This window comes from Micromonospora sp. SYSU B005 (assembly GCF_055362685.1).
Genome location: NZ_JAXCFU010000001.1, coordinates 173,066 through 190,712, shown reverse-complemented (window position 1 = coordinate 190,712; position 17,647 = coordinate 173,066). Strand labels below are relative to the sequence as shown.

Sequence of the window (17,647 nt, the reverse complement as noted above, 5' to 3'; positions counted from 1 at the left end):
CTCACTAGAGCACGCGGCGCCGGACCCGCCAGACCACCACACCGACCAGGATCGCCGCGACGGCGACGAACACTGCCGCCTCGATGAGCTGGAACGTCCAGAACCGGTCGGCCGGGTGGTAGACCCCGAACTGCTGGATGCCCCGCGCGTGCAGGAACTGGTTGACGTTGGCGCCGGCCCGGTTGGCGGCGTCCTCCAGCTCGTAGTACTCGACGCTGCTCAGCCTGTGCCCGGTGGCGTCCGCGTAGCCGCGTTCGATCACCCAGTCGGCGACGCCGGGCACGAACCGGTGCCCCGCCTGGTCCGTCGCGCCGCCGGCGGGGACCGGCTCCATGGCCGTGAGCGGCGTGGCGTACGCGGGACGGGCCAGCAGCGCCACCGACATCCGGGCGGCGAGGAACGCCCCGAACGCGACGCCGAACGCGGGCAGGCTGCGCCGCAGGATCGCCCCCGCCGCGGTGGCCACGCCGAACGCGAACAGCGCGTACGCCACCGGCACAAGCCCCTCCAGGTCGAAGGCGTCGTACTGGAACCGCCCCTCCCACGCGTCGAACGGCTGACGGAACCAGGTGAGCACCGCGGTGAACATCCCGGTGAGCACGACCGTGACGCCGGCCAGCGCCACGAGCTTGGCCGCCAGCCAGCGCATCCGCGGCACGGCCTGGGTCCAGGCGAGCTGCCAGGTGCCGTCCTCCAGCTCGCGCGCGAGCAGCGGCGCACCGAGGAACGCACCGATGACGACGGGGACCAGATAGAAGGCCGCAAGGAGGTTCTCGACGTACCCGTACTCGTCGTCGAGCCGGCGGAAGGAGGCCGCGCAGGCGTCGCCGACACCTGCCTCTCCCGCACAGCGGGCGGGACCGCCGGGGAACAGGTCGTGGGCCTGCGTCCCGAGCACGAGCAGGGCGATGCCGAACACGCCGACGAGCAGGCCCAGGACGCAGACCTCGGTCCGGTGCTGACGCCAGATCAACCACGTCACGCCGCCACCCCCGACGGGACACCGGCGCTCGGCTCGGACGGCCGGCGCAGGTACGCCAGCACCAGGTCCTCCAGCGCGACCGGCCGGGCCTGCCATCCCGGCGCGGCCGGGATGCCGCCGTCGCGTACCAGCAGGGTCGTGTGCCGGTCGCTGTGGACGGCCTCCACGACGGCGGCGGCCCGGTCGAGGTCGTTGGCCGTGCGCGGGCCGACGAGCAGCCGGTGTTCGGCGAGGAGGGCGTCGATGTCACCGGCGAGCGTGACCCGGCCCTGGTTGAGCACGACCAGGTGGTCGCAGACGCGCTCCAGCTCGTGCACGACGTGGGAGGAGAACAGGACTGTCACCCCGCCCTCGGCCACCGCGCCCATGAGGACCTGGAGGAACTCGTGCCGGGCCAGCGGGTCGAGGCTGGCCACCGGCTCGTCGAGGACGAGCAGCTCCGGCCGCTTCGCCAGGGCCAGAGCCAACGCGACCTGGGCCTGCTGCCCGCCGGAGAGCGAACCGGCCCTGCGGTCGAGCGGGATGCCCAGCTTCGCCAGCCGGCGCTCGGCCAGCCCCTGGTCGAACCGCAGGTTGCAGGCCCGGCCGAAGCGGAGCATCTCGGCGACGGTGAAGCGCTTGTACAGCGGGTGGTCCTGGGCCAGGAACCCGACCCGGGACAGGGTCTGCGGGTGCTCGCAGTGACGTCCCGGCCGAGGACCTCCACCGTGCCGGTGCTCGGTGCCAGCAACCCGACGACCAGGCGCAGCAGCGTGGTCTTGCCCGCGCCGTTCGGCCCGACCAGGGCGATCACGCCGCCCGCAGGCAGGGCCAGGGTGCAGTCGCGCAGCGCCCAGCCCTTCCGGTACCGCTTGCCCACACCGTCGGTGCGTAGCGCCGACCCGGTCGCTGTCACGCCACGTCCTCTTTCCTGGTCTGCTGGTGGACGGAGGTGAAGAGCGCGTCCACCGCCTGCTCGTCGAGGCCGGCCGCGTAGGCGCGGCGCAACCAGGTCTCCAGGCCGCGGCGCAGCGACGTGTACGTGGACGCCGACATGGCGGCCGACTGCTGTTCGTTGACGAACGTGCCCTGGCCGGGCCGGCCGGTGACCAGGTTCTCCTGCTCCATCTGCCGGTACGCCTTGGCGACGGTGTTCGGATTGATCGCCAGGTCCTCGACCACCTCGCGGATGAGCGGGAGGCGGTCACCGGGCTGGAGGAAGCCCAGCAGCACCGCCTGGCGGACCTGCTGGACGAGTTGCAGGTACGGCGGCACGCCGGAGTGGGTGTCGAGCCGGAAGACGAACACGATGCTCCTCACTGCTTTACTAGTAACGTAGTAAAGCAGTGAGCCGGTGGTCAAGGAGGCCGGCTCGCCCGGGAACGGAACGAGCCCGGCAGCCAAGGTGGCTGTCGGGCTCGTGAAGGTCTTCTGTGAGGTGCCCCCGGCAGGATTCGAACCTGCGCTCCCGCCTCCGGAGGGCGGTGCTCTATCCCCTGAGCTACGGGGGCTCAGCGACCCGAGAAGAGTAGCAAACCCCCTCCCGGATCACCGAATCGGTACCCCCGCGAGTCGATCTTCGTCGGATCAGGCCGCGGCGACGGCGCGACCGCAGCTCGGCAGCGGGTGCAGCACGACCCGGCGGGGCAGCCGGCGGGGCCACTCGTTGCGCGGCCACGAGCCGTCCACGATCAGGTGCACGGTGCGCTCCTCGGCGCCGCTGAGCCGCAGCACGAAGTCCCGGGGCAGCGGCGGGTCCACCGACGGCGTGGTCACCATGAACCGCACCCGTCCCCGCGAGGACACCGCCGAGACCACGTCGGCGGCGGGCATGGTGCCGCGCAGACGTACCCGGCCGATCCAGTAGACCTCCGCGGCGTGCTCCTGGGCCGCCCGCGTGATCGCCGGGTACTCGCTGCGTACCCAGCGCTCGACCGCGCCGACGCACAGGCCGCAGGCCCGCTCGCGCGGCTCGCGCGGCCCGAGACCCCAGGCCCGGAGGTACGCCCCGACGGTGCCGGCGTCCATCGCCAGCCCGAACCGCCGCTCGATGAGAGCGGTCAGGCTCTGCCGTGTCCACAGCTCCTCGTCGAGGCCGAACTCGTCGGGGTGGACGCCCCGGAGCACGTCGATGAGTTCGAGTTCCTGTTCGCGGCTGAGCGTTCCCGGCTCGCCCTGCCGCAGTCCGCGACGGACGGCTGCCACCGCTCCGTCACCGCCGATGGTGTGGCGTCGGCACCAGCTGGTCACCGACCGCCCTGCGTCTCTGAGTGCAACCCCCACGTCTTGGGCAACGAGCCCGAATCGCAACTGGTCACGATATGTGGGTAGAAAACTCTCCAACCCCCTCAATGACCCGTTAACCCCAAACCGTTACAAACCCCCATACCGAACATTCCGGACAGCCCGCAGCTGTCCACAGTCAAGATCTTGGTACGAAACGGCCCGCCCAGGGGCCCCTTCGTACCAAGATCTCCGCGCCGCGACCCCCGCACCCCCCCTGTGCGCGATCTTGCAGTTGCGGCCCCTCGATAACGGGGCGAATCTGGCATCACCGGGGCAGTAACTGCAAGATCGCCGGCGCTCCGCGGGGCGGCGCGGGGCGGGGCGGGGGCGGGCGGAGGGCGGGGATGGTGAGGCCCGGTGCCCCTGGGTGGGGGACCGGGCCTCGGTGGATCGGGTGGGCGGGTGTTACGGGGTTCCGCCCAGGCGCTTCAGGGCGGCGTTCAGGTTGGTCAGGTCGTTCTGCTGGGTGTTCTTCATGATCTGGGCGACCGCCAGCACGTCGTCGTCGTGCCCCTCGTCGAGGATGCCGTCGATCATGTGCACCCCGCCGATGTGGTGGCGGATCATCATCTGGAGGAACAGCACGTCGAACTCGCGACCGCTCGCGCCGCGCAGCTTCGCCATCTCCTCCGGCGTCGCCATGCCCGGCATCAGGCCGTTCTTGACCAACCCGCCGCCGTCCTTCATCCACGCCATCGGCGCCTGCTCGCCGGTCGGGTCCAGCTTCCAGGACCGCAGCCAGGTCTGCATGGTGCCGATCTCGCCCTGCTGGCCGGTGGCGATGTCCACGCCGACCTGGCGTACCTCCGGGTCCTGACCCTGGCTGAACGCCAGCAGACCCATCGCCACGGCCTGGTTGTGGTGGGCCGTCATGTCCCGGGCGAACCCGGCCTCCGCCGAGTTCTCACCCGGACGGGTGAGCGTCGGCGTGAGCAGGCCGCCCGCGTACCCGAGGACCAGCCCGACCACGAGGGCGGCGGCCACCGCCAGCAGGCCGTAACGGCGCGCGGCGCTCCGGCCGCCCTGGTCGGCGGCCGGGGCCTCGTCCAGTTCGCTGTCGGTGGTCACCGGAGCGGTCATCGCGGCGTCCTCACTGGGTGGGCTGCTGGGGCATGGTGTTCTGCAGGTTGTCCCGCGGGGTGGTGCCGGTGGCGGTGACGCCCTGGTCGCAGAGCGCGTTCGGGCCCTCGATCGAGGCGTTCACCCGCAGGGTCTTGATGAAGTCGTCGATCCGGCCGTCGTCGGCGTTGTCGACCTTGAGCTGGTAGCCCCAGGCCTGGAGCGAGATCGGCTTGTCCAGCCCCTCGAACGGGCTGAGCATCGTCTTCTCCTTGCCCTGCACCTTGCTGCGGAGCTTCTCCACCTGGTCGGCGGGCAGGTCCGGGCGGTAGGTGATCCAGACGGTGCCGTGCTCCAGGCTGTGCACCGCGTGCTCGTTGGCGATCGGGGCGTCGTAGACGTCACCCATGCAGTTCTGCCACGCCTGGTTGTGCGGGCCGCCGACCGGCGGGAGGATGTCGTACTTGATCGCGCCGGGCTGGTGGTTGCCGCCCTTGACCAGGTCCTTGTCCTTGGCGTGGTAGTCGACGATGCCGTCGATCGCCTCGGCCCGCTTCTGCCACGGCTGGCCGCCCTGGTAGACCGCCCAGGCGCCGACGCCGATGATGCCCACGGCCAGGACGCCGACCGCGACGAAGAGGGCGATCGGGCCCCACGAGCGGCCCTGGCTCACCTTCACCGGGGCGACCGGCTTGCGGCCCTTGCCCCCGGCGCCCTGCCGTGGCGTGCCCTTGCCGCCCCCGGCCTTGCCCGAGCCGGCCTTCGCGGCGGGCTTGTCGGCAGCCGCGGGCCGGCCGGCGGCCGGCTTCTTGCCGGTGCTGACCACGGTGGGACGGCGCTCCGGGCCGCCCGGGGTGCTGATGCTCATCGTGCCTCGTCAGGTCGGTCGGTCAGGGGAGCGCGGGGCCGGTTCACATGCTGGGTCGCCTCCGCGGTGCCCGAGTCTACCCCCGATAACATGGATCAGTGACTCCCGCAGAACTCGCCGAGGTCGTCCTCGCCGCAGCCCACGCCGTCTTCGACGAGCGGGGACTGGACCGCGCCGCGCTGCCCGCGCAGACCACCGTCGAGCGACCACGTAATCCCGATCACGGTGACTACGCCTCGACGCTGGCGCTCCAGCTCAGCAAGAAGGTGGGCGTACCGCCGCGGGAGCTGGCGACAGCGCTGGCCGACGAGCTGGCCAAGGCGCCGGGGATCAAGTCGGTGGAGATCGCCGGTCCCGGCTTCCTGAACGTCCGCCTGGACGCCGCCGCCGCCGGCCAGCTCGCCAAGGTCATCGTCGAGGCCGGTCCGGCGTACGGGCGCAGTGACACCCTCGCCGGTCAGCGGATCAACCTGGAGTTCGTCTCGGCGAACCCGACCGGCCCGGTGCACATCGGCGGGGTCCGCTGGGCGGCCGTCGGCGACGCGCTCAGCCGCCTGCTCCGCGCCACCGGTGCCGAGGTGGGCACGGAGTACTACTTCAACGACGCCGGCTCCCAGATCGACCGGTTCGCCCGGTCGCTGCTGGCCGCCGCGAAGGGCGAGCCCGCGCCGGAGGACGGCTACGGCGGCGCGTACATCGCGGAGATCGCCGCCGAGGTGGTGCGGCTGCGGCCGGACGTGCTCGACCTCAGCGAGGACGCCGCCCAGGAGGTGTTCCGGAACGAGGGCGTCCAGCTGATGTTCGCCGAGATCAAGTCCTCGCTGCGCGACTTCGGTGTGGAGTTCGACACCTACTTCAACGAGAAGGACCTGCACGACGGGGGCGCGCTGGACGCGGCGCTGGACCGGCTGCGGGAGCAGGGGCACGTCTTCGAGTCCGAGGGCGCGACCTGGCTGCGCACCACCGAGTTCGGCGACGACAAGGACCGGGTGCTGCGCAAGTCCAACGGCGAGTGGACGTACTTCGCCGCCGACTGCGCCTACTACCTGAACAAGCGGGAGCGCGGCTTCGACCGGGTCGTGATCATGCTGGGCGCCGACCACCACGGCTACATCGGCCGGATGAAGGCGATGTCCGCGTGCTTCGGCGACGACCCGGCGCGCAACCTGGAGATCCTCATCGGCCAGCTGGTCAACCTGGTCCGCGACGGCGCCCCGGTGCGGATGAGCAAGCGGGCCGGCACCGTGGTCACGCTGGAGGACCTGGTCGACGCGATCGGCGTGGACGCGGCCCGGTACGCGCTGGCCCGCTACTCTGCCGACTCGCCCATCGACATCGACGTGGAGCTGTGGACCCGGGCCAAGAACGACAACCCGGTCTACTACGTGCAGTACGTCGCGGCGCGTACCGCCGGGGTGGCCCGCAACGCGGCCGAGATCGGGCTGACCCGTGGCGACGCCGCCGCGTTCCAGCCGGAGCTGCTCGGCCACGACAAGGAGAACGAGCTGCTCAAGGCGCTCGCGGAGTTCCCCGCCGTGGTGGCCACCGCGGCCGAGCTGCGCGAGCCGCACCGGGTGGCCCGCTACCTGGAGGAGAGCGTCGCGCAGGCGTACCACCGGTTCTACGACAACTGCCGGATCGCCCCGCAGGGCGACGAGGAGATCACCGACACCCACCGGGCGCGGCTCTGGCTCAACGACGCCACCCGGGTGGTCATCGCCAACGGCCTGCACCTGCTCGGGGTGTCCGCGCCGGAGCGGATGTAGCGTGCGAGCGCGAGGAGTGAGCTTGCGAGCCCCGCAGTCGCGAAGCGGAGACGAGTAGACATGCGGGCCCACGAGGCAGGAGCGCTGCACGGCGAGATCGGCACCCGGGGGCCGGCCTGGCTGCGTACCCCGGTCGACGTCAACGCCCTGGTGCCGCAACTGTGGCCGCGCAACGTGGCGCGCGGCCCCGGCGGCGCGGTCACCGTCGCGGGCCTGGACGTCCGCGACCTGGCCGCCGAGTACGGCACCCCGGCGTACGTGCTGGACGAGGACGACCTGCGTGAGCGCTGCCGCGAGTTCCGCGCGGCCTTCCCGGACGCGGACGTGTACTACGCCGGCAAGGCGTTCCTGTGCCGCGCCGTGGTCCGGATGATCGCCGAGGAGGGCATGTTCCTCGACGTCTGTACCGGAGGCGAGCTGGCCACCGCGCTCTCGGCGGGGATGCCTCCGGAGCGGATCGGCTTCCACGGCAACAACAAGTCGGTGGCGGAGCTGACCCGGGCGGTCGACGCCGGGGTGGGCCGGATCGTCGTCGACTCGTTCACCGAGATCGACCGGCTGACCGAGCTGGCCCGTGAGCGCGGGGTACGTCCGAAGGTGCTGGTCCGGGTCACCGTCGGCGTGGAGGCGCACACCCACGAGTTCATCGCCACCGCGCACGAGGACCAGAAGTTCGGCTTCTCCCTCGCCGGCGGGGCCGCCGCGGCGGCCGCGTTCAAGATCCTCGACGAGGACGTGCTGGAGCTGCGCGGGTTGCACTCGCACATCGGCTCGCAGATCTTCGACGCCAGCGGCTTCGAGGTGTCCGCCCGCCGGGTGCTCGCCCTCCAGTCGCAGATCCGCGACGCGCGGGGCGTGGAGCTGCCCGAGCTGGACCTGGGCGGTGGTTTCGGCATCGCGTACACCACGCAGGACGACCCGGCGTCGCCGCACGACCTGGCGAAGCGGCTGCGCAAGATCGTCGACGGGGAGTGCGCGGCGGAGAACCTCGCCGTGCCGCACCTGTCCGTCGAGCCGGGCCGCGCGATCGTCGGCCCGGCCGTGTTCACGCTGTACCAGGCCGGGACCGTGAAGGACGTCGACGGCCTGCGGACCTACGTGAGCGTGGACGGGGGGATGAGCGACAACATCCGGACCGCGCTCTACGACGCCTCGTACTCGGCCACGCTGGCGAACCGCACGTCAGCCGCACAGCCGATGCTCGCCCGCGTGGTGGGAAAGCATTGTGAGTCCGGGGACATCGTGGTGAAGGATGAATTCCTGCCCGCTGACGTGCAGCCCGGAGATCTTGTCGCGGTGCCCGGCACCGGGGCGTACTGCCGGAGCATGGCGAGCAACTACAACCATGTCCCGCGGCCCCCGGTCGTCGCCGTCCGCGAAGGTCGGGCGCGGCTGATCGTCCGCCGGGAGACCGAAGACGACCTGCTGGCATTGGATGTGGGATGACCTCACCGGTTCGCTTGGCGCTGCTCGGCTGCGGCACTGTCGGCAGCGACGTGGTCCGGCTGCTGCACGAGCAGTCGGAAGACCTCGCCGCCCGGATCGGCGCCCCGCTGGAGATCGCCGGGATCGCCGTACGCCGGATCGGCCGTGACCGCGGCGACCTGCCTGTCGACCCGGCGCTGTTCACCACCGACGCGCTCGGGCTGATCAAGCGCGACGACGTGGACGTGGTGGTCGAGGTGGTCGGCGGCATCGAGCCGGCCCGCGGCTGGCTGGTCGAGGCGCTGCGCGCGGGCAAGAGCGTGGTCACCGCCAACAAGGCGCTGCTCGCCGAGGACGGCGCCGCGCTGCACGACGCCGCCGCCGAGGGTGGCGCCGACCTCTACTACGAGGCCAGCGTCGCCGGGGCCATCCCGTTGCTGCGCCCGCTGCGCGAGTCGCTGCACGGCGACCGGATCACCCGGGTCACCGGCATCGTGAACGGCACCACGAACTTCATCCTCTCCGCCATGGACTCCACCGGCGCCGGGTTCGCCGAGGCGCTGGAGGAGGCCACCGAGCTGGGGTACGCCGAGGCCGACCCGACGGCCGACGTGGAGGGCTTCGACGCCGCCGCGAAGGCCGCCATCCTCGCCTCGCTGGCGTTCCACACCCGGGTGACCGCCGCCGACGTGCACCGCGAGGGCATCACCGAGGTGACCGCCGCCGACGTGGCCAGCGCCAAGGCCATGGGCTGCACGATCAAGCTGCTCTGCATCGCGGCCCGCGGCGTCGACGCGGAGGGCCGGGAGACCGTCAACGTGCGGGTGCACCCGGCGATGATTCCGCTGACGCACCCGCTCGCGAGCGTCGGCGACGCGTTCAACGCGGTCTTCGTCGAGGCCGACGCCGCCGGGCAGCTCATGTTCTACGGCCGGGGCGCCGGTGGCGCGCCCACCGCCAGCGCGGTGCTCGGCGACGTGGTGGCGGTGGCCCGCAACCGCCTCGCCGGGGTGCACGCGGCGAGCGAGTCGGCGTACGCGGACCTGCCGGTGCGGCCGATGGGCGAGGCGCTCACCCGCTACCACATCAGCCTCGACGTGGCCGACCGGCCGGGCGTGCTGGCCGGGGTGGCGGGCGTCTTCGCCCGGCACGAGGTGTCCATCGCCACCGTCCGTCAGGGCCCGGCCGGCGGTGACGCGGAACTCGTTATCGTCACCCACGTCGCGCCCGACGCCGCGCTCGCGGCCACCGTGCGTGAGCTGCGCGGACTCGACATCGTCAGGTCGGTGACGAGTGTGCTTCGGGTGGAGGGCGGCGCGTAACCCACGCGTCCCGCCTGATGGTTAGAGCAGGGTGTGCCGGTGGCCGGGCGGGCAGGCTGGTCCACGCTGTTGGCAGGCCCCGGAGCGGGGCGACAGAGGCGAGGAGCACGACATGTGGCGGGGACTGATCGAGGCGTACCGGGATCGGCTGCCGGTCACCGAGGCGACTCCCGTCGTCACCCTGCACGAGGGCAACACGCCGCTGCTGCCGGCGCCGGTGCTCTCCGCCCGGGTCGGCGCGGACGTGTGGCTCAAGGTCGAGGGCGCCAACCCGACCGGCTCGTTCAAGGACCGCGGCATGACCGTCGCGGTCTCCAAGGCCGTCGAGGCCGGTGACAAGGCGATCATCTGCGCCTCTACCGGCAACACCAGCGCCTCCGCCGCCGCGTACGCGGCCCGCGCCGGGATCACCTGCGCGGTGCTGGTGCCGCAGGGCAAGATCGCGCTGGGCAAGCTGGCCCAGGCGCTCGTGCACGGCGCGAAGCTGCTCCAGGTGCAGGGCAACTTCGACGACTGCCTCGGGCTCGCCGGCAAGCTCGCCCAGGACTACCCGGTCGCGCTGGTCAACTCCGTCAACATCGACCGGCTGCACGGCCAGAAGACCGCCGCCTTCGAGATCGTCGAGGCGCTCGGCGACGCGCCCGACATCCACTGCCTGCCGGTCGGCAACGCCGGCAACATCACCGCGTACTGGATGGGCTACTCCGAGGACCTGCGCGACGGCAACGCCACGAAGGCCCCCCGGATGTACGGCTTCCAGGCGGCCGGCGCCGCCCCGATCGTCACCGGTCAGGTGGTGCCGGAGCCGTCGACGATCGCCACCGCCATCCGGATCGGCAACCCGGCGAGCTGGACGAAGGCCATCGACGCGCGGGACGCCTCGGACGGCCTGATCTCGGCGGTCACCGACCGGGAGATCCTGTCGGCGTACCGGCTGCTGGCCCGCGAGGTGGGCGTCTTCGTCGAGCTGGGCAGCGCGGCGAGCGTCGCCGGTCTGCTCCAGCAGGCCGAGGCCGGCCGGGTGCCGGCCGGGTCGCGGGTGGTCTGCACGGTCACCGGGCACGGCCTGAAGGACCCGGAGTGGGCCATCTCCACCGCGCCGGCGCCGGTGACCATCGCCAACGACGCGCTGGCCGCCGCCCGCTCCCTCGACCTGGTCTGAGGTCGGGTACCAGCGGCCGAAGTGTCATCGGCTGGGGCGGATGCCGGGAGTGTCGGGGCGTGCGGCAGACTCAGACACCCCCCTGCCGGACACCTCTCCAGGAGTGAGTAACGCCGATGTCGCTGCTCGCCAGATTCAGCCTCGCCAACCGGGGGCTGATCGCCCTCGTCGCGTTGGTGACCACGGCCTTCGGCCTGTTCGCCGTGCCGTCGCTGAAGCAGCAGCTCCTGCCGTCGCTGGAGTTCCCCGCCGCGTTCATCGTGGCGACGTACCCGGGCGCCGCGCCGGAGATCGTGGAATCCCAGGTCGCCGAGCCGATCGAGAACAGCCTCAAGGGCATCCCGGGCCTCGACGAGGTCACCTCGACCTCGCGCGAGGGCGCGGCGACGGTCCAGGTGCAGTACGAGTTCGGCACCGACCTGGACGACGTCGTGAACAAGATGGGGACCGCGCTCAACCGGATCGACTCCCAGCTCCCCGAGGGCGTCGACCCGCAGGTCATCGCCGGCAGCACCGACGACCTGCCCGCAGTGGTGGTCGCCGCGACCGGTGACGGCGACGAGCGGGCGCTGGCGGAGAAGCTGCGCAACGCCGTCGTACCGGAGCTGGAGGCGCTGGACGGCGTCCGCTCGGTGGACGTCACCGGCGCGCGCAACCAGGTCGTGACGATCACGCCGGACCCGGCGAAGCTGGCCGCCGCCAAGGTGGCACCGACCGCCATCGCGTCGGCGCTCAAGAGCAACGGCGTGGCTGTGCCGGCGGGTGCGCTCGCCGACGGCGACCGGTCGCTGCCGGTGCAGGTGGGCACGCCGATCCGGACCGTCGACGACCTGCGCGGCATCGTGCTGACCACGGCTCCCGCCGCCCCGGTACGCCTCGGCGACGTGGCCGCCGTGGAGCAGCAGCTCGCCCCGGCCACCTCGTTCACCCGGACCAACGGCAGGCCCAGCCTCGGCATCGCGGTGACCGCCGCGCCGGACGGCAACGCGGTGGAGATCTCGCACGAGATCCGGGACCGGTTGGACGAGCTGTCGAAGACCTCCGGCGCCGAGCTGACAGTGGTCTTCGACCAGGCCCCGTTCGTCGAGAAGTCCATCGAGAGCCTGACCACCGAGGGCCTGCTGGGCCTGGTCATGGCCGTCGTGGTGATCCTGGTGTTCCTGCTGTCGGTGCGCTCCACCGTCGTCACCGCGGTGTCCATCCCGCTGTCGGTGCTGGTCGCGCTGATCGTGCTCTGGTCCGGCGACTACTCGCTGAACCTGCTCACCCTCGGCGCGCTGACCATCGCCGTCGGCCGGGTGGTGGACGACTCCATCGTGGTGCTGGAGAACATCAAACGCCATCTGGAGTACGGGGAACCGAAGCGGGACGCGATCCTCACCGCGGTCCGCGAGGTGGCCGGCGCGGTGACCGCGTCCACGCTCACCACTGTCGCCGTGTTCGCGCCGATCGCCCTGGTGGGCGGCTTCGTCGGGCAGCTGTTCGCACCGTTCGCGATCACCGTGACGGTGGCGCTGCTCGCCTCGCTGCTGGTGTCGCTCACAGTCATCCCGGTGCTGGCGTACTGGTTCCTGCGGCCGCGCGGCGGCGCCGACGACGCCGCCGCCCGGCGGGCCGCCGAGGAGAAGGAGCTGCGCAACCCGTTGCAGCGGGCGTACCTGCCGGTGATCGACTTCGCCACCCGATCGCGCAAGACCCGCTGGGCCACTGTGGGCCTGGGGCTGCTCGTGCTGCTGGGCACGTTCGGCCTGGCGCAGAAGCTGGAGACGAACTTCCTGGACGACTCCGGCCAGGACACGCTCGCCATCCGGCAGGAGATGCCGGCCGGCACCTCGCTCGCCGGCACCGACCGGGCCGCCGCGCGGGTCGAGGAGGTGCTGCGGCGTACGCCGGGGGTGGAGACCTACCAGGTCAGCGCCGGTGGTGGGGACAACCCGTTCGCGGGCGGCGGCAGTGACCGGGCCACCTGGTCGCTGTCGCTGTCCGACGACACCGACGCCGCGGCGGTACGGCAGGACCTGCGCAAGGAGTTCGACGCGCTCGGCGCGGAGGTGGGCGAGCTGACGTTCGGCGGCGGGCAGAACGCCTCCGCCAACCAGGTCGAGGTGGTCGTGCAGGCCGCCGACCAGGAGACGCTGACCCGGGCGGCCGAGGCGGTACGGGGCGCGATGGCCGGCACGCCGGGCGTGGAGGACGTCACCAGCAGCCTGGCCACGCAGGTGCCGCGCGTCGAGGTGACTGTGGACCGGGTGGCGGCGGCCCGCGCGGGTCTCACCGAGGCGGCAGTCGGGCAGCTCGTCGCGCAGACGTACCGGGGTGCGCCGCTCGGGCAGGTGACGCTCGACGGTACGGCGCAGAGCGTGGTGCTGAGCAGCGGCGCCCGGCCGCCGCTGACCGTCGACGAGCTGCGGGCGCTGCGGGTCGGCGCGGTGCCGCTGGACGCGATCGCCGACGTCGAGCAGGTGGACGGTCCGCAGCAGGTGACCCGGATCGACGGGGAGCGCAGCGTCTCGGTCAGCGGCACGGCGACCGGCTCGAACCTGGGCGCCACCACGCAGGAGCTGCAGAAGCGGCTGGACGCGCTGGACGTGCCGGGCGCCACGTACGTGATCGGCGGTGTCAGCGCCGACCAGGCGGACGCGTTCGCGGACCTCGGTCTCGCGGTGCTGGCCGCCATCGCGATCGTCTTCCTGATCATGGTGGCGACGTTCCGCAGCCTGACCCAGGCGCTGATCCTGCTGATCTCGGTGCCGTTCGCCGCGACCGGCGCGATCGGGCTGCTGCTCGTCACCGGCACGCCGTTGGGTGTGCCGGCGCTGATCGGCGTGCTCATGCTCGTCGGCATCGTGGTGACGAACGCGATCGTGCTGATGGACCTGATCAACCAGTACCGGGCCCAGGGCATGGACGTGACCGAGGCGGTGGTGGAGGGCGGCCGGCGCCGGCTGCGGCCGATCCTGATGACCGCCGTCGCCACCATCTTCGCGTTGCTGCCGATGGCGCTCGGCCTGACCGGCGAGGGCGGCTTCATCTCCAAGCCGCTGGCGGTCGTGGTGATCGGTGGCCTGCTCAGCTCGACGCTGCTGACGCTGGTGCTCGTGCCGACGCTCTACACGATGGTCGAGCACACGAAGGGCTCGTTCCGGAACCGGCGGCGGGGCGGCGCTCCCGAGCCGGTCGGGCCGCAGCCGGAGCCGGACCCGGTGCCGGTGACTGTCGGCGGCGGGGAGCGCGCCGAGGAGCGGGCCGTGGTGGCGCCGCCGCCGGCCCGCCCGTCGGGCGCGCTTGTCGACGGCACCGACCAGTTCGAGGTGCTCCGCCTGCCCAAGAGCCGCCAGTCTCCGCTGCCGCCCACCGAGTGACGGACCGGGAGGGGCCCCGCGCGGGCCCCTCTCGGCGCCTCGGCGCGCGGGACACACCGGAACCGCGTCGGACGGTACGCTCAGTGAACTGCTGCCTACTTTCGGTTCGGGGGTGCGATGGCGGGGGGTGCGGGCCGGTGGGACCGGCGTGCCGTGTTGCGCCGCTCCGCGCTGCTGCTCGGCGGGGCCGCGGTCGGCTCGTTCGCGACCGCTGAGAGCACCTGGGTGGCCGACCGGAGGCTCCCGATCGCGGGCGGGCCGGCGAGCGCCACGCTCGGCAACCGCCACCAGGAGGTCGGCACCGGCGGGCTGCAGGTCGTCTGGGGCGTCCGCACCGAGGAACCCCTGGTGGCGCTCACCTTCGACGACGGCCCCCGCCCACAGTGGACCCCGATGGTGCTCGACACGCTCGCCGAGCACCGGGTGCCGGCCACCTTCTTCCTGGTCGGTGAACGGGCCCGCGAGCACGCCGCGCTGGTCCGCGGCCGGATGGACGCCCACGAGGTCGGCAACCACAGCTGGGCGCACCGCGACCTGGCCCGGATGGACGCCGCGACGGTCTACGACGACCTGCGCCGCAGCCACGACGCGATCACGGCGGCCACCGGCTCGGCGCCCCGGCTGCTGCGCCCGCCGTGGGGGCACCTCGGCGGGTCGGTGCTGTACGCGTCGGCCCGGCTGGGCTACCGCCTGGTGCTCTGGACGCTCCAGATGGTCGAGAGCGAGTTCCCGCACGACCCGGCCGGCCACGCCCGGCGCATCGTCGCCGACGTACGCCCCGGCACGATCCTGCTCGGCCACGACGTCGGCACCGACACCCGGCTCGTCGCGCTCCGCGGCCTGCCCGACATGATCAACGGTCTGCGGGCCCGGGGATACACCTTCGTCACGGTCTCCGACCTGCTGCGCCGCGCTGCCGCGACAGGGGCGGCCCGGTAGGGTGCCCGCGTGTCACCCACCCTGTCGGTCCTCGTCCGCAACCGCGACTTCCGCCATCTGTTCCTCGCCGAGCTGGTCGTCTTCGGCGCGGACTGGTTCGTCATGGTGCCGCTGCTGGTGCTGCTGCCCGACCTGACCGGCAGCGGGGTCTGGGGCGCGCTGGTGCTGGCGGTGGACACCGGCACGACCGCGTTGCTGCTCCCGTACGCCGGAACGATCGCCGACCGGTTCGACCGCCGCAAGGTGATGATGGTGGCCAACGTGGGCGCGCTGGCCGGGGTGCTGCTGCTGCTCGGCGTGCGCAACGCCGGTACGGCCTGGCTGGCGCTGGCGGCGATCGCGCTGGTGGCCGTGGCGAAGGCGTTCTACTCGCCGGCCGCCCAGGCCGCGCTTCCGAACGTGGTCGACCCGGAGGACCTGGCCGCGGGCAACGCGGTGGCCGGTTCGGCGTGGGGCACGATGACAGTGGTCGGCGCCTCGCTCGGCGGGATCCTGAGCGCCGTCGCCGGCCCGTACGCCAGCTTCTGGGTCGCCGCCGTCGGCCTGGTCGCCGCCGCGGGCCTGGCCGCGCTGATCCGCCGGCCGTTGCAGGCGCCGCGCGACCCGGCGGCGACGGCGCCGCGCACGTGGGCGGCGATCCGGGAGGCGCTGCGCTACATCGCCCACCGCCCGCGCGTGCTGGCGCTGGTGACGGTCAAGTCGGCGGTCGGCCTGGGCAACGGCGTGCTGACCGTCTTCCCGCTGCTCGCCGGGGTGTACGGGGTCGGCGCGGTCGGCGCCGGTCTGCTCTTCGCCGCCCGCGGCGCCGGGGCGCTGGTCGGCCCGATCATGATGCGCCGGGTGCTGAGCAACCGGACCTGGCTGCTCACCGGCCTGGCGATGTCCATGTCGTTGTACGGCCTGGCCTACCTGGGCGCGTCGGTGGTGACCTGGTTCCCGCTGGTGCTGGTCCTGGTGTTCCTGGCCCACCTGGGCGGCGGCAGCAACTGGGTGCTGTCCAACTACGCGTTGCAGGGCGAGGTGCCGGATCGGCTCCGGGGCCGGGTCTTCGCCACCGACATGATGCTGGCGACGCTCGCCATCGCGGTGAGCCAGCTGGTGGTGGCGCTCGTGGTGGACCGGGTGGACGAGCGCACCGTGCTGGCCGGCTGCGGCCTGGTCACCGTCGTGTACGCGATCGGCTGGCGGTTCGCCACCCGGCGGCTCTCGCTCACCGACCCGGTCGACACGCCGACCCCCGAGCGCACCGGCTGACACGCCGGTCCCACGCTCCGGGCGGTCCGGCCGGGCTGTCGGGGTGACGTCCTAGCATGAGCCGGTGCCGACCACATTCACCACCGGCCCGGTGCGGGTCCGGGTGCCCGCGACCAGCGCCAACCTGGGCCCCGGCTTCGACGCGCTCGGGCTGGCCCTGGGCCGCCACGACGACGTCACGGCCGAGGTGACAGACGGCGGCGTACGGGTGTCGGTCACCGGCGAGGGCGCCGGCGAGCTTCCGTCGGACGAGCGGCATCTGATCGTCACCGCGATGCGGGCCACCTTCGACGCGCTCGGCGCGCAGCCGGCCGGCCTGGCGCTGGAGTGCGCCAACCGCATCCCGCAGGCCCGCGGTCTCGGCTCGTCGTCGGCGGCGATCGTGGCCGGGGTGCTGGCGGCCCGCGCGCTGGTTGCAGGCGGCGAACGGCGGATGGACGACGACGCCGCGCTGCGCCTGGCGGCCGAGCTGGAGGGGCATCCGGACAACGTCGCGCCCTGCCTGCTCGGCGGCTTCACCATCGCCTGGACCGAACCGGGTGGCGCGCGGGCGGTCTCGTTGCCGGTGGCGCCGGCCGTGCGCCCGACCGTCTTCGTGCCCGCCGAGCGGGGTCTGACCTCGGTGGCCCGGGCGGCGCTGCCGGCCACCGTGCCGCACGCCGACGCGGCGTCGAACGCGGGCCGGGCGGCCCTGCTGGTGCACGCGCTGACCGCCGATCCCGCGCTGCTGCTGCCGGCCACCGTCGACCGGCTGCACCAGGAGCAGCGGGCGCCGGGGATGCCGGCCACGGCGGCGCTCGTCGCTGAGCTGCGTGCGGCGGGTGTGGCGGCTGTGGTCAGTGGGGCGGGGCCGACCGTGTTGGCGCTCTCCGAGGTCCCGGCGGGATTCCGGCTGGGAACAGACTGGCGCCGGTGGGAGTTGCCGATAGATGTCAGCGGTGCCCGGGTCATCCGGGGTAGACTTTGACACGCCGAGCGGGGCCCTGTTGCCGCAGGTCGGACGAGGCGATTACGCTCTAGACCTAGCACAGCCGCGAAGCATGCGATCTTCCTGCGGTTCGGCGCACCCCCGAAGCTCTCGGCGGTAGCCCGTCACCCCTGCTCAAGGCCCACGCCGCACCGCAGTTTCCACAGGTCGCCGCAGACGGCGAGACCTGCTCACCGATGGTGGTGAGTCGGGAAACCACCGGCTGCTGTGTCACAGACTCCCGCGACGCGTCCATGCGAGGCGGGTGCACCGAGG

At 72.7% G+C, this 17,647-nt stretch carries 13 protein-coding genes, 1 tRNA gene and 1 pseudogene; 8 read left to right on the top strand and 7 right to left on the bottom strand.

Annotation, left to right across the window (positions count from 1 at the left end; all coding sequences use genetic code 11):
- Positions 1-4: 4 nt before the first annotated feature.
- The 7 genes and pseudogenes from SM452_RS00880 to SM452_RS00850 form a co-directional block, all read right to left on the bottom strand.
- The gene (locus SM452_RS00880; protein WP_120573331.1) at positions 5-982 is read right to left on the bottom strand and encodes an ABC transporter permease subunit; all 978 of its coding nucleotides are present in this window, start codon (positions 980-982) and stop codon (positions 5-7) included.
- Positions 979-1,877: pseudogene (locus SM452_RS00875) on the bottom strand (ABC transporter ATP-binding protein). The gene SM452_RS00880 and the pseudogene SM452_RS00875 overlap by 4 nt, the downstream one beginning before the upstream one ends.
- The gene (locus tag SM452_RS00870) at positions 1,874-2,269 is read right to left on the bottom strand and encodes a GntR family transcriptional regulator (protein ID WP_120573333.1); all 396 of its coding nucleotides are present in this window, start codon (positions 2,267-2,269) and stop codon (positions 1,874-1,876) included. Before SM452_RS00870 ends, SM452_RS00875 begins: the two are co-directional and overlap by 4 nt.
- A gap of 131 nt (positions 2,270-2,400) precedes the next feature.
- Positions 2,401-2,472, bottom strand: a tRNA-Arg gene (locus tag SM452_RS00865).
- 76 nt (positions 2,473-2,548) lie between these two features.
- Positions 2,549-3,244: a winged helix-turn-helix domain-containing protein gene (locus SM452_RS00860; protein ID WP_026267749.1), complete on the bottom strand. Its 696-nt coding sequence runs from the start codon at positions 3,242-3,244 to the stop codon at positions 2,549-2,551.
- A 408-nt stretch (positions 3,245-3,652) separates the two neighbouring features.
- Positions 3,653-4,327 carry a DUF305 domain-containing protein gene (locus tag SM452_RS00855; protein WP_262013878.1) on the bottom strand — a complete coding sequence of 225 codons (675 nt, stop codon included), beginning with the start codon at positions 4,325-4,327 and terminating at the stop codon, positions 3,653-3,655.
- Between the two features lie 10 nt (positions 4,328-4,337).
- The gene (locus SM452_RS00850) at positions 4,338-5,174 is read right to left on the bottom strand and encodes a DUF3105 domain-containing protein (RefSeq protein WP_355512466.1); all 837 of its coding nucleotides are present in this window, start codon (positions 5,172-5,174) and stop codon (positions 4,338-4,340) included.
- A gap of 98 nt (positions 5,175-5,272) precedes the next feature.
- On the opposite strand from SM452_RS00850, the gene argS reads away from it, so the two are divergent.
- The 8 genes from argS (at position 5,273) to thrB (ending at position 17,371) form a co-directional block, all read left to right on the top strand.
- A complete protein-coding gene (gene argS / locus SM452_RS00845; protein WP_262013876.1) occupies positions 5,273-6,940 on the top strand; it encodes an arginine--tRNA ligase in 1,668 nt (555 codons plus the stop codon).
- 60 nt (positions 6,941-7,000) lie between these two features.
- Entirely contained in the window at positions 7,001-8,386 is a 1,386-nt protein-coding gene (gene lysA, locus SM452_RS00840; protein ID WP_355512464.1) for a diaminopimelate decarboxylase, read from the top strand.
- On the top strand, positions 8,383-9,687 hold the full coding sequence (locus SM452_RS00835; protein WP_262013874.1) for a homoserine dehydrogenase: 1,305 nt from the start codon (positions 8,383-8,385) through the stop codon (positions 9,685-9,687). Before lysA ends, SM452_RS00835 begins: the two co-directional genes overlap by 4 nt.
- 112 nt (positions 9,688-9,799) lie before the next feature.
- On the top strand, positions 9,800-10,849 hold the full coding sequence (thrC, locus tag SM452_RS00830) for a threonine synthase (RefSeq protein WP_262013873.1): 1,050 nt from the start codon (positions 9,800-9,802) through the stop codon (positions 10,847-10,849).
- Positions 10,850-10,965: 116 nt separating this feature from the next.
- Positions 10,966-14,211, top strand: a complete 3,246-nt coding sequence (locus SM452_RS00825; protein WP_463839162.1) for an efflux RND transporter permease subunit — start codon at positions 10,966-10,968, stop codon at positions 14,209-14,211.
- Between the two features lie 117 nt (positions 14,212-14,328).
- Positions 14,329-15,150 carry a polysaccharide deacetylase family protein gene (locus SM452_RS00820; RefSeq protein ID WP_262013871.1) on the top strand — a complete coding sequence of 274 codons (822 nt, stop codon included), beginning with the start codon at positions 14,329-14,331 and terminating at the stop codon, positions 15,148-15,150.
- Positions 15,151-15,159: 9 nt separating this feature from the next.
- Positions 15,160-16,404 carry an MFS transporter gene (locus tag SM452_RS00815; protein WP_366622468.1) on the top strand — a complete coding sequence of 415 codons (1,245 nt, stop codon included), beginning with the start codon at positions 15,160-15,162 and terminating at the stop codon, positions 16,402-16,404.
- A gap of 64 nt (positions 16,405-16,468) precedes the next feature.
- Positions 16,469-17,371, top strand: coding sequence for a homoserine kinase (thrB, locus tag SM452_RS00810; protein ID WP_463839161.1), 903 nt, complete (start codon positions 16,469-16,471; stop codon positions 17,369-17,371).
- Positions 17,372-17,647 lie beyond the last annotated feature (276 nt).